This is a genomic window from Enterococcus sp. 7F3_DIV0205 (assembly GCF_002141365.2).
Lineage (GTDB): Bacteria > Bacillota > Bacilli > Lactobacillales > Enterococcaceae > Enterococcus_L > Enterococcus_L palustris.
Window position 1 is genome coordinate 1760092 of sequence record NZ_CP147244.1, and the last position, 12870, is coordinate 1772961.

Below are 12870 nucleotides of genomic sequence, written 5' to 3' on the forward strand. Positions count from 1 at the left end.
AATTATTCCATTCCTCTTCCCCCAACAAACAGATAAAATAAAAAAATTTAGACATCACTTATTCTTTTTCATTTCCTATTAAATATCTCCTACTAAGATAGCACAAGCAACCTATTTTTTTCCATTAAAATGGCTATTTTTTCAACATAAATAAAGGATATTATTCTTTTTCTCTTTTTTTGTCACTATTTTGAATACATTACAAATTATTTTGTTCATAGTAATGACTGATATATCGGTCAACCTCTCGTAATTGAACTGATTCAATATGCTGGCTTTTGATAAAGTAAAAACTCCTTTGATATTCTTTACTTAAAGGATTCCATTTTATTTTTTCAGTCAACGCTTTCTTTGATAAGATTGATTGCCCGATACCTTGTTCCAAACACCTGACGATCATTTCATTGTTTTTGATCAACATTTTCTGTGGAGTCAGATTATGCTCTAAAAAATAGCGCTCTGTATAATGAAAAACACCAGAATTCTCTTCTCGAACTAGCCATAAATCTTGAGTAAAATCACCTGCATGAACTAGTTCATCCGTTAAAATTTGTTGTCGTATAATCAAGTTTGTTATTAACGGTTTTTCAATAAACCCAAAGTGTGCTTGGTGCTTTTCAATTCTATCTAGCACTTGCTCTGAATTATCCATATCTAAAATAAATGAGACTGCTGGAAATTGCTGACTTAATTGTTTCATTAATTCTGGCAGATAGTAAACCGCAAATGTATTTGAAGCAACGATTCTACACGTTTCTCTGGGAATCGTTTGAATTTGTAACGCATGTAATGTATCCTCCCAATCATCCGATAAATTAAGCAGATGATGGTATAAAATATCGGCTTGCTTTGTCGCACTGATTTCTTGCCGACCATTTCTAATAAATAATTGAATATTTAACTCTTCTTCTAGTTGTTTGATCTGGTTAGATACTGCTGGTTGGGAAATAAATAAATTTTCCGCAGTCTTTGAAAAGTTTTTTGTTTCGTATACAGAGCGAAATGTTTTCAGTAATTTAAACATAGAGACCCTTTCCATTCGTTTTAGTTATAGATAATATTTTAACTATTTATTTCTCAAATGCAAATTATTTCGTTATACTGGATGTATAGTTAGACAAGGAAAGAAGATGAATGATTTAGTGGAAAACAATAATACAAAGTACTCATATTTAACAAAGGCAATGCTTATTCTCCCTGGATTAATGACAGCCTTTATCGTAGCTGTCATCAGTAAAGTTGCAGCTATTTGGCTCCCAACCTTAGGTGCTGCAACTATCGCCATTTTGCTCGGTATTTTACTAGGCAATACTTTTTTGAAAAATCCTGTTTTGGAAAAGGGAACCAAAATAGCCGAAGGTAAGCTCCTTGAATTCTCGGTTGTATTGTTAGGAGCAACTGTTACCTTTCAAACTATCGCTCAAATTGGTTTTAAAGGCGGTATTTTTATTCTTTTGCAAATGACTTTAACGATTCTTGCTTCTTATGTACTTGGTAAAAAGATGCAGTTTTCAGATAATATGTCCCTATTGATGGCTGGCGGAAATGCGGTCTGCGGCTCTTCTGCGGTTGCTTCGATTGCACCTGCTATTCATGCTAAAGAAGAAGAAAAAGGACAGATCATCACACTGGTCAACTTATTAGGAACAATTCTTATGTTGCTGCTCCCTATTATCGGCTCTCTTATTTATGGGAGTGATGTTTTAACTAAGAGTGCTTTGATCGGTGGTATTTTGCAATCAGTAGGGCAGGTGGTTGCAAGTGCTAGTATGGTTAATGAACAAGTCGTAGAGCTTGCTATGCTATTTAAAATCATGCGGATTATGCTGCTTGTGGTGGTCGTTTATCTTTTTGGCAAATTCAAACATCAACGATCTGACATTTCAGCCACTACTAACACTTCCCCTAAAAAAAAGAGTTCTGCTTTACCGTGGTACGTTGTAGGTTTTGTGTTGTTTTGTGTTATAAATAGTCTGATTCATTTGCCAGCCAGTCTCAGCGAAACAGCCCACTTTTTCAGCGGTTGGTTTGAAATCACTGCATTGGCTGCCATCGGCTTACGTTTAGATTTTCAAAAATTCTTCAAAGAAGGAAAACGGTTTTTGATTTATGGCTTATCGGTCGGTTTGATTCAAGTGGTTTTAGCAATCGTTTTGATTGCATTACTAGCTATTTAATTTAAATGAATAAAACATAGAAAGGAAATGTATCTGATTGATACATTTCCTTTCTATGTTTTGCCTAATTTTATTTGTTTGACTCATGCTTCTCATCTATATGGCTCTTAAATCCAACATAGGATTTATTACCGCTCAGATTAAGTACGAATAATACAATCACCAGTGATAAAATCGATACTGATAATAATAAAGTTTGGACAGCATCGCCATGTAAAACCATTAACTGTCTTAAAATAGCCGTAATACAAATCAGGATCAAATATCTAATTGGAATATGATGTCCTTCTTGAATATAGCGAATCACCATCATGATAAACTCAAATAACATGAAAAATGCCACAACTTCCTGCATCACGATCGATAAGTTTTTGGGTGTCATCGGTTTTGTGATAAATGTACTGATATCAAATAATTGACGTATCATAAAAATCAAAATAAGTAGGGCAAGTGCGCCTAAAACAACGTCCAAAACCCAATTGACATATTTTTTCATTATCCCAAATCTTTGTTCTTCTTTCATCTTCGTCCTCCTTTTGTTTTTAGCGCTAGCTTTAAGCTAGATAAAAAAATTTAGTTCCGCCAATCTTCTTTAAGACGAATACTATTCTTCCCTTATAAGAATAATATAACATTTTTTTTATATGATGTAAAAATCTAAATCTGAAAGAAAAGCAGACACGGCAATGACTTGGAATCATTTTTTGTGAAAACAAAACAAACTATTGGGAGTATTTCACTTAAAAATCAATACAATCATAGGTAGTTTACTCTGTTATAAAGCTAGGAATACGATTCAATACAACTATAAACTATATCAGTCTTTTTATCTAAAGAAAACAACTTTGATATATTGATTTTGACATAGGCATACTATAGAATAAATTTATACATCTTTTTTCCCTTCGCGAATGTAAGGGTTTACAAAAAAAGAAGTACTAGTCACTTATATTTTATCAAAAATTTATGCAAGGAGGAATAACATGAATACATTTCTAGATAAACTTCAAGCAAAATTAGGTCCGATCGCTTACAAACTTGATTCTAATCGTTATCTTTCAGCCATTAAAAATGGGTTCTTTGTCGCTATGCCTTTATTGATCATTGGTTCTATGTTTTTACTCGTTACACAATTACCGATAGAGCCGTATACTAATTTTATGGAATCTGTTTTAGGCAAAGATTGGATGGGACTATTTTTACAAGTCAACAATATGACGATGAATGCAATGACTTTATTTGTTATCTTAGGCATTGCTAGTGAGATGGCTAAGTATTATTCTGTAGACCGAGGCTCTACTCAAGCAATTTCTCTAGTTGCTTTTCTAGTGCTAACACCGATTACGGTGACTGATAATGGTTCATTTTTACCTTTAGGAAACTTTGGTGCATCAGGTCTATTTGTCGGTATGATCACTGCTATTCTAGCTGCTGAAATTTTTCGTTGGGTGATTCAAAAAGGTTGGACGATCAAAATGCCTGATTCAGTTCCTTCTAATGTTGCAAAATCTTTTTCAGCATTGATTCCGGGATTTTTCGTAGTGATCGTTTTTAATTTGATTCGGATTGGTTTTACCTTCACTTCATATGAAACTGCTCAAAATTTTATTTTCGAGGTCCTACAAACACCGCTTCTGGCTCTAGGAAGCTCACTGCCTGCGACATTAATCATATTATTATTTGAAGCATTATTATGGTCGTTTGGTATCCACGGTTCAAATATCGTTGGCGCTGTGATGCAGCCGATTTGGATTGCTCTGACCGTAGAAAATGCGCAAGCTTTTGCAGCTGGAGAAAAACTACCGAATATTGTCAACTATCAATTTTATAGTAATTTTGTTAAACTTGGCGGCTCTAGTGCGACAATTGGTTTGGCAATTGCTTGTTTATTTTTTGCAAAATCCTCTCAGTTTAAAACGCTAGGAAAACTCTCCTTTGCTCCTGCAATTTTCAATATTAATGAACCCTTAGTTTTTGGTATTCCGATTGTTTTAAATCCCATGATGTTGATTCCTTTTATCATTGCACCACTTTTGATGTGTATCGTAGCTTATCTAGCCATGGCAACCGGGATTGTTCCTTTAGCTAATGGGGTTAACTTACCGTGGACCATGCCTCCGATCATTGCTGGATTGATGGTTAGTGGTTGGCGAGGCGCTTTGTTACAAGTTGTGCAAATTTTATTAAGTATTGGATTGTATTATCCATTTTTTAAGATGGAAGATGCAAAAGCATATAAGATTGAAATGGAAGGGGAAGCAGCATATGACGGGGAACTAGAAGTAGATATTACTGAGAAAGCTTAAATGGAACTCAGAGAATACATTCTTTGACAGCCTAGTTGTGAATATAAAAGTAAGTGGGACATAACTCTTCGAGTCATGTCCCACTCACTTGGAATCCGGATAAACGGTGGGAGCAGAAGCAATCTTATCGGAAATAAACACTTCTGTCCCATCCTCTTTTATTGCCCTTATTAACTAGATCATTCCAAAGGCTATCACAATCGCAGGCAATATGTTATTTAAAAAGTGAATAGACATACTGATCTCTAAACGTTGAGTTTTATAATAAGCCAGAGAAAGAATCAAGCCCATCGATCCATAAATCAAAAAACTGATCAGGTTAGTAGGACCATGAATCAAACCAAATAAAATTGAACTAATTGCGATACCGATCATCGGAAATTTTTCTAGCCAAAAACCAATGATTCCACCTCTAAATACAATTTCTTCCATGATTGGTGCTGAGATCCCAATCAATAATACGATCAATAGAGGATTCTCTCCTGTAAACATTGTTTGAATAGCTGCATCATTTGCAGTAGTTTCTGATCCTTGAGTATTTAATAAAAGCGTTCCGCCAATAGCAATCACTCTTGCTAAAATAAATCCTCCTACAATGATCCCAACATTTTTCTTAGTAAAAAAATTCCATTTTAAGCTTAAGAACCCAAGTTTTTTTCCTAAAAATATCAAAAGCCAGATATTTCCGATTACTATCAGTATCAGCAAAATAGATACAAACAAAGATAAATTTGCTTCGCCGATTCCTTGAGAAATTCCTTTTGCTACCCCAAATGCGGTCATACTAATTTGACTTAATAGAAACAATCCAACCAAAATAAAAAAATTTTTAACATACGTCATCCCATTACTCTCCTTTTTTTAGATATACTTTTGAGTATATCTTTCATAATAACAAACTATGATTGAGTAGTAAAACGGATACACGTAAAATGAATGTGCGCCTAGAAAACTCCATTTACATTAAGCACACTGTATTCATCGGGTAGTTTATTGTTCTTATTTTAATTAAATCCATAAATCCTCTGACAGGTTTTATAGATACGCAAAACAAAATAGCGAATACCAAATCCTTTTCGTGAAAGCAAAGCGCCTAAAAATCTTTTTCTTAACTGTTCATATAAAGTAGGATCAATCGTTTCGATATAGTGCCACAACATTTCTTTTTTCCAAAGATTCTCTTCAGTATTACTCTTCAATGCCAATACTGAAGACACAGTCGTGACAATCTCTAGAAATTGAAAAAGATATTGCCTACACGATTCATCTTCGATCTGGTTAGAGCTATACAACTCAATCATTTTTTTATTCACTAAAAGTTGCTGATCGATTTGTTTGATCATTTTATTTTCATTGACCGATTGATCTTCTCTACCAATAAAATAGCGGTAGAAATCTACATTTAAATAATAGATTTTTCTAACATACTGCATTGGTTCAAAAACAAATAAATTATCCACGTAAAAAGTGTGTCTAGGTAAACGAAGATTGATTCGTTTTAATAAGTCGGTGTTGAATATGATGGAGTGCATTAATAAATAGTTTCCTTGTCGGAAGTTTGTCTCACTCCAGCCAACTATTTTATTTTCTGGAATGACCCGTTTGTACAACACTCTTTTTTTACGAAAAGCACCAACTTTTTCATAAACATAGTTTGTCACCAACATATCGATTTTTCGATCATTCGTTAGTTGCTTTAATTGATGGATAACACGACTATAAGCCGTGCTATCCACCCAATCATCACTATCTACCACTTTAAAATAATGACCTGTAGCAGCTTGTAACCCTGTTGTCACTGCAGCTCCATGTCCTCCATTGTCTTGATGGATAACTTTTACTGTATCGGGATAATGCTGGTTATAGCGGTTGGCAATTTCTCCTGTCTTATCCGTTGAACCATCATTTACAATAATAATTTCTACATTGGCAGCTTCCTTCAATAAAGAGTCAACTGCTCGGTGAAGATAATCTTCTGAATTATAAGCTGGAACAATTACACTTAGTATTTTCATTTTCAATCCTTCTTCATTATCACAAATTTCATCATTGGGTAATTGATCACCACTTGGATGATGATATTCACAAAGTTAGCAATCGTTGGTGCAACATTCCCTGTTACAGGTTTTATCAACCCGATCACATGCGGTGGCAACCAAACAGAAATAATTCCAGCTACAACTACCGTCAAAATATACCACGGCAAAGCCTTTCCTATTTTATTTGTTGAGCCAAAAACAATTTTTCTTTGTACAATAAAATTCACGATCTGCGCGCAAACATACGCAATTAAAAAACTGATAAAACCAACTACTCCCCCTTCAGAAGTTGGGTACTTAAAAATAAACCACTGAAAAGCTGAATTTTTAATAAACATCGGCAGTAAACCTGAACTTATCCATAATACTGCGAAATTCGTAATAGTCGCAACATTACTCATCACATTAAATAAGAGGAACTCATACATTTCAGGATGTTTTTTCTTCCAATTTTTGAATGCTTGAACTACTCTATTTTCTTTTTTCACCTTCTAAATTCCTTTCAAGCTTGGTTAAATCTTTTATTTTCTTCACTTTGTTATTTAGAAAATAGCCTTTCAGCAATCTATTCGTTCCTTTAAATAAATGACCATTTACAATCAGCAGAATCGCTTTTACCATCGATTGACTAATATTGCCCCCAGTCATTTTAGCCATTGCACGAAACGGCATATTGTAATTGAATAAGATATTTAAATTCGGTTCACCCTTTTCTATGCTCTTGTCTTTCATTCTAGTTAAAATCTTATATATCCCTCTTGCGAGCATGCTTTTTGCGTAAAACATTTGGCTGAGCGTGTCATTCATGCCTAATTCTTTTTCCCGCTCCCACATACTTCCTGTAATTTCATGTTGGTAAAGAATTTCAAAATCAGTTTTAGATAAACGATTCACTTCACCACTAAAATACGGCGCTAAATTTTCTTTGTCGTAAATCGTTTTTAACGTCACACCTTCTCGCTCAATAGTCGTTTCAAATGGTAAATCCTGACTACTCGTCCCAACAGAAATCGTATACTCTCCGGCTTCAATTTCCCACTGATTCGACTCTGGGTTAAAGAATCTAAATGTGTATATATCAAACGGAATAGTGACTGTGGCTTTTTCACCCTGTCTCAAAAATACTTTTTTAAATCCTTTTAGCTCTTTGGTTGGTCGAAAAATCGCTGAATCCTTTTTCCCTATATAAAGCTGCAACACCTCGGCTCCGTCCAGTTTCCCATTATTTTCTACTAAACATGAAATACCTTGCTCTGTTACGACAAAATCTGTACAAGAAAAGTTCGTGTAGCTTAGACCAAATCCAAAGGGAAATAGCACTTCTTTTTTCACCTTATCATAGTAACGATAGCCAACAAAAATAGATTCTCTATACTCAGCATCGTATTCTTTTCCTGGATAATAATATGCTGCTGGCGTATCTGAATAACTGAGTGGATAAGACTCATTAAGTTTACCTGATGGATTTACTTTGCCAGTTAAGACATCTAACGCTCCGTGTGCACCCGCCTGTCCTCCTAAATAACAATGAATCACTGCATCGACTTTTTCTAGCCAAGGCATTTCAATAGCAGAACCGCCAGACAAGATAACAACGATCTTTTTATTCAGCTTTGCTAATTCGTGCAGTAAAACTTCTTGATTTTTTGGAAGCTTCATATGTTCTCGATCCAGTCCTTCTACTTCACTAATCTCAGTCAATCCCATAAAGAGTAAAATCATATCTGATTTTTCCGCTACAATTTTAGCCTCGTTCACTAATCCATTATCCAACTTATTTTTCCGATCATAGCCTTGGGCAAAACCAACGATTTCAAGGTCGTAGTCAGAAACAGCTTCCAATATCGTATCAACTTCTGTCGGATTTACTAGTGATGAACCTGCGCCTTGATATCTTGAATCTTTGGCAAAGTCACCAATAATCGCAAGTTTCTCCAACGCTTTTAATGGCAATGTTTCTTGATTATTTTTAAGTAGCACAACACTTTGCGCTGCAGCTGTTCGAACAAATGCATTGCGTTCTTTGGCTGTTGTTTTAACTTGTTGCGTTTGTTTTTGATCATGGATAGCTAGAGTAACGGTTAACAGTTCATCTATTCGCTCATCAAGAATACTTTCACTAAGAACGCCAGATTCGACTGCTTCAACAATTTCTAAAGCACCCGCATTTCCTGTTCCAGGCATTTCCAAGTGGCTACCATTTTTTACACCGTCCACATGATCATTACTGCCGCCCCAATCAGATACGACAAAACCATCAAATCCCCATTCGTCTTTTAAAATTTCTCGAAGTAAATAGTGATGTTCATTAGCATAAATGCCATTGATTCGATTATAGGCTGTCATGATACTTTTTGGTTTTGCTTCTTTTACAGCTATTTCAAACCCAGTCAAATAAATTTCTCTTAAAGCCCTTTCATCTACAACTGAATTATTTGCCATTCGTCGTAATTCTTGGCTATTCGCCGCAAAATGTTTAGGACAAGCAGCCACACCATTTTCTTGGATTCCTTTAATATACGCGGCCGCCATTTTACCTGATAAATAAGGATCTTCACTAAAATATTCAAAGTTACGACCACACAAAGGACTGCGTTTTGTATTCAATCCTGGCCCTAAAATAACATCGATTCCTTGTTCTAATGCTTCATCTCCAAGAAATCTGCCGATCGTTTCAGCTAACTCTAGATCCCAACTGTTGGCAATCGTTGCCGCAGTTGGATAACAAGTTGAGGGAATGCTAGCATTCAACCCCAGATGATCGCCAGAACCACTTTGTTTCCTTAATCCAGTTGGTCCATCTGAAAGAAAAAGTGCTGGGATATCCAAATCAGGAAGCTCTACGGTCTTCCAAATAGATGCTCCGGACATCATTCTAGCTTTTTCAGTTAATGTCATTTTTTCAATTCGTTCACGATTTTCCATAAATACTCCTTTCAAAATAGGTATTCATCTTTTCCACCCATTCTAACAATGGATCATAAAAGACAGCATAGATTCCTCACAGATTGTGTTGATTCATACGTAATTTGTACGCCCATTTTTTATCAACGAAAGATTTTATTGGGTAATAAAATCTTTAGAATGAACCAATTCTCTTTTGTAGAAATCGTCATTGTACCATCGTAGACTGCAACAGTTTGTGAGATACTTTTTAGGCCGTAGCCATGTCTCATTTTGTCTTTTTTCGTGGTTTCTGGTAAACCATCTTCGATATCTATTTGATTGACAGAATAGTTATTCAACTTAATGATCACAAATCCATTTTTTTCATCTACTCGTAAATGAATCAAACGCTGTTCCTTATTCGGCAATTCCTGAACCGACTCAATCGCATTATCTAGCGCATTACCGAATAAACTACAAATGTCCATGACATTCATAAACGACAACAACTGCCCATCAACAAAGCATGACAACTTGATTCCATGTTCTAAACAAAATTGATTTTTCCTTGTCAAAATAGTGTCTAATACTGGATGTCCAGTCTCCACTGGCGACTCAAAGTCGATAATTTCTTTTTCCATTTCTTCTAAATAGTGCTCTCGTCTAACTGGATCGTCTTCTGCTCGAATCACGTCTATTTGATGTTTCAAATCATGACACATTCGATTCACAATATCACTGTTTTCTTTATAGGCAACATATTGTTGATACTGTGTTTGGAATACGTTGTTGATCGACAATAATTCTTTCTTCAAATAATCCTCTTTTCGCTGCGTTTCTTGAAGATATAATAAACAAATACCAGAAAGATTGACAAACGAACGGACAGAAAAAATACCTACTGCATTTCCAAAAAAAACACGTGTATCAGATAACCAATAGCCGCTATTACTTAAAATAAAGATAATCAGCGCTGTCAAAATCGCCATTAATGTTTCTTTATTCCGAAGCTGTATCGGGACCTCTTGTTGGTTCGTTCGAAGTTCTACAATCAAGAATATGAAAAAAATAATGACTAACCCTATGATCATATAAGGAAACGCACTATCTTTCTCTACATCTTGCCCTAGTGAAAATTGATAGAATAACTGCCAGCAAATCGCCGCTGAGAATTCTGCAAGTATAAATGCCTTGGAGCATAAAAAGATTGTTGCTTTAAAACTTTGTCTTGTGAAGTATTTTAGAGTAATATACATCCACAAAACATTGACAATCATTCCAGGAATCCACAAGATGATTGGCAGCATACCTGCTCCTAATTGGAAAAGAATCTGAATAACTAATGTGCCAACTAACGTAAACGCTTTAAGTAAAGTCCATCTTCCTCTTAAAAAAGGTAGAATAATAATTAAGCAGGCAAGCCATTCTGATAAAGCAGTATAAATTCTGGGAATACCAGGAATATTCTCGATCATAATAAATCATCTCCAATATAATCAGTTAATGCTTCCATAAATATTTTTTTCCTAGGTCGACTGATCGTTAATAAATGTCCTCCGACATCAACGATATTCTTATCCACACTCCTGACATATTTTAAATTAACAATATAACCATTGTTACATCGAAAAAAACCTTTGTCTGATAGGCGCTTTTCCATATTTTTCATGGTATCCAGGATAGTAAAAATATCTGCTTTTAAATTTAAATATAGATAGTGTCCTTGACTTTCTACAAATAAAATTTGATCCACATCGATACGCTTCATTTCATTGTTGGTTTTTACTGAGATAAATACTTCTTTCTTTTTCTCAAACTGATACATAACTTTTTTAAAATGTTCTTCAAAACTAAAGTAAGTCAGTGGTTTCAATAAAAAGTCTGATGCATTCACTGAATATCCACGAATGGCGTATTGAACATAATTCGTCACAAAAACTATCATGACATTTTCATCATGCTTCCTCAGTTTTTCGGCCGCCGACATGCCGTCCATCATTGCCATTTCAATATCTAAATAAACAATATCAAAAAGCTTATTATAATTATCGATCAGTTCAATTCCATCAGTGTATTCATCGATGTTGACCAACAGATTCTTTTCTTCACTATATCGGAGAATAAATTCTTTTAGTCTTTTTCGTTCTTGTTGATTGTCTTCACAAATAGCTATTTTCATCTTTTCCCCCAAGCATTTATTTAAAATTTTACCTGTTACTACGAAAGTTCTCTTTTCACTAATAATAAGGCCTGTTCGATTGTGTCATCCATATCAAGATAGCGGTACATGCCTAATCTTCCACCAAAAATAATAGTTGGTTCTGCTTCTGCTAAATTTTTATACTTTTTATATAGTAGCGAATTCGAAGGATTGTTCACTGGATAATAAGGTTCCAAGCCTTTTTTAAAGGCAATCGGGTACTCTTTTGTAATCACTGTTTTTTTCTGTTTCCCAAAGTCAAAGTGTTTATGTTCGATCACTCTAGTAAAGGGAATTTCTTTATCAATATAGTTCACAACAGCATTTCCTTGTACATTTTCGTGGTCTATTACTTCGTGCTTAAAAGTCAATGAACGATAATCCAAATTGCCAAAACAATAATCATAATATTCGTCGATCATTCCAGTGTAAATAATCTTATCTGAGTCCGCCTTCCATTTTGCTTTATTCACTAAAAAATCTTCATTTAGATGAACAGTTATATTCGGATGATCGAGCATTCGTTCAATTATCGCAGTATAGCCTTCTTTAGGAATTCCTTGATATTTATCGTTAAAATAGTTATTGTCATATGCAAAACGGACAGGTAATCTGTTTATGATAAATGGCGGTAGGTTCGTACAACTTTCTCCCCATTGCTTTTCCGTATACTCTTTAATCAACGTTAAATATACGTCACGGCCAACAAGAGAAATTGCTTGTTCTTCCAAATTACTCGGCTTTTTCCCTTGTAACACCTGTTGCTGCTCACGGATTTTTTGCTGTGCCTCTTCTGGCGTTGTCGTTCCCCAAATTTGAGAAAAGGTATTCATATTGAAGGGTAAATTATAGATTTTCCCCCTACTACTAGCAATCGGTGCATTAATGAAGTGATTAAATGTTGCAAACTGGTTGATGTATGTCCAAATGTTTTCTTTTGAGGTATGGAAAATGTGTGCCCCATATTGATGAACTTGTATCCCTTCTATCTCTTTTGTATAAATATTCCCAGCTACGTGATTTCTTTTTTCTAAGACTGTCACGTTATGTCCTTTGATTGCTGCTTCGCGGGCAAAAACAGAACCAAATAGTCCTGAGCCTACAACTAAGTAATGTGCCAATCCAATCCGCCTTTCATGCATATAGTTTTAAATAATAGAGGATATAATCTTTTCTATCAAGCGCATCCTTCTATTAAAAAGTGACTTTTATACCATTGCGCGTTTATTTTTTACTAAATAGAAACCGAGAAATCCTTTTAA

The 12870-nt window shown here is 34.9% G+C and carries 11 protein-coding genes; 2 read left to right on the forward strand and 9 right to left on the reverse strand.

Going from position 1 to position 12870, the window contains the following annotated elements:
- Positions 1 to 199: 199 nt before the first annotated feature.
- Positions 200 to 1024 (reverse strand): LysR family transcriptional regulator, encoded by an 825-nt coding sequence (locus A5821_RS08370; protein ID WP_086314101.1) that lies wholly within the window; start codon positions 1022 to 1024, stop codon positions 200 to 202.
- A gap of 106 nt (positions 1025 to 1130) precedes the next feature.
- Between A5821_RS08370 and A5821_RS08375 the strand changes: the two genes are divergently transcribed.
- The gene (locus A5821_RS08375) at positions 1131 to 2177 is read left to right on the forward strand and encodes a YeiH family protein (RefSeq protein ID WP_086314102.1); all 1047 of its coding nucleotides are present in this window, start codon (positions 1131 to 1133) and stop codon (positions 2175 to 2177) included.
- Between the two features lie 70 nt (positions 2178 to 2247).
- On the opposite strand, the gene psiE is transcribed toward A5821_RS08375, so the two are convergent.
- On the reverse strand, positions 2248 to 2700 hold the full coding sequence (gene psiE, locus A5821_RS08380) for a phosphate-starvation-inducible protein PsiE (protein WP_086314103.1): 453 nt from the start codon (positions 2698 to 2700) through the stop codon (positions 2248 to 2250).
- 460 nt (positions 2701 to 3160) lie between these two features.
- Here psiE and celB point away from each other — a divergent pair, with 460 nt between their 5' ends.
- Positions 3161 to 4483 carry a PTS cellobiose transporter subunit IIC gene (celB, locus tag A5821_RS08385; protein ID WP_086314104.1) on the forward strand — a complete coding sequence of 441 codons (1323 nt, stop codon included), beginning with the start codon at positions 3161 to 3163 and terminating at the stop codon, positions 4481 to 4483.
- 174 nt (positions 4484 to 4657) lie between these two features.
- On the opposite strand, the gene A5821_RS08390 is transcribed toward celB, so the two are convergent.
- The 7 genes from A5821_RS08390 to glf all read right to left on the reverse strand — a co-directional run bounded on the left by A5821_RS08390 (position 4658) and on the right by glf (position 12729).
- Positions 4658 to 5326, reverse strand: coding sequence for a CPBP family intramembrane glutamic endopeptidase (locus A5821_RS08390; RefSeq protein WP_086314105.1), 669 nt, complete (start codon positions 5324 to 5326; stop codon positions 4658 to 4660).
- Between the two features lie 161 nt (positions 5327 to 5487).
- Positions 5488 to 6498: a glycosyltransferase family 2 protein gene (locus tag A5821_RS08395; RefSeq protein ID WP_086314106.1), complete on the reverse strand. Its 1011-nt coding sequence runs from the start codon at positions 6496 to 6498 to the stop codon at positions 5488 to 5490.
- 2 nt (positions 6499 to 6500) lie between these two features.
- Positions 6501 to 6950: a GtrA family protein gene (locus A5821_RS08400; RefSeq protein ID WP_170923008.1), complete on the reverse strand. Its 450-nt coding sequence runs from the start codon at positions 6948 to 6950 to the stop codon at positions 6501 to 6503.
- 43 nt (positions 6951 to 6993) lie between these two features.
- Complete coding sequence (locus tag A5821_RS08405) at positions 6994 to 9447, reverse strand: glycoside hydrolase family 3 C-terminal domain-containing protein (RefSeq protein WP_086314108.1); 2454 nt, start codon at positions 9445 to 9447, stop codon at positions 6994 to 6996.
- 122 nt (positions 9448 to 9569) lie between these two features.
- A complete protein-coding gene (locus A5821_RS08410; RefSeq protein ID WP_086314109.1) occupies positions 9570 to 10883 on the reverse strand; it encodes an ATP-binding protein in 1314 nt (437 codons plus the stop codon).
- Positions 10880 to 11587, reverse strand: coding sequence for a LytR/AlgR family response regulator transcription factor (locus A5821_RS08415; protein WP_086314110.1), 708 nt, complete (start codon positions 11585 to 11587; stop codon positions 10880 to 10882). Before A5821_RS08415 ends, A5821_RS08410 begins: the two co-directional genes overlap by 4 nt.
- A 38-nt stretch (positions 11588 to 11625) precedes the next feature.
- Positions 11626 to 12729, reverse strand: coding sequence for a UDP-galactopyranose mutase (gene glf, locus A5821_RS08420; RefSeq protein WP_170922978.1), 1104 nt, complete (start codon positions 12727 to 12729; stop codon positions 11626 to 11628).
- Positions 12730 to 12870 lie beyond the last annotated feature (141 nt).

Coding starts and splice junctions, on each gene's coding strand:
- A5821_RS08410 (WP_086314109.1), bottom strand. CDS start 10,883: ATGATCGAGAATATTCCTGGTATTCCCAGAATTTATACTGCTTTATCA.
- celB (WP_086314104.1), top strand. CDS start 3,161: ATGAATACATTTCTAGATAAACTTCAAGCAAAATTAGGTCCGATCGCT.
- A5821_RS08395 (WP_086314106.1), bottom strand. CDS start 6,498: ATGAAAATACTAAGTGTAATTGTTCCAGCTTATAATTCAGAAGATTAT.
- A5821_RS08375 (WP_086314102.1), top strand. CDS start 1,131: ATGAATGATTTAGTGGAAAACAATAATACAAAGTACTCATATTTAACA.
- psiE (WP_086314103.1), bottom strand. CDS start 2,700: ATGAAAGAAGAACAAAGATTTGGGATAATGAAAAAATATGTCAATTGG.
- A5821_RS08390 (WP_086314105.1), bottom strand. CDS start 5,326: ATGACGTATGTTAAAAATTTTTTTATTTTGGTTGGATTGTTTCTATTA.
- A5821_RS08405 (WP_086314108.1), bottom strand. CDS start 9,447: ATGGAAAATCGTGAACGAATTGAAAAAATGACATTAACTGAAAAAGCT.
- A5821_RS08415 (WP_086314110.1), bottom strand. CDS start 11,587: ATGAAAATAGCTATTTGTGAAGACAATCAACAAGAACGAAAAAGACTA.
- A5821_RS08400 (WP_170923008.1), bottom strand. CDS start 6,950: ATGTATGAGTTCCTCTTATTTAATGTGATGAGTAATGTTGCGACTATT.
- A5821_RS08370 (WP_086314101.1), bottom strand. CDS start 1,024: ATGTTTAAATTACTGAAAACATTTCGCTCTGTATACGAAACAAAAAAC.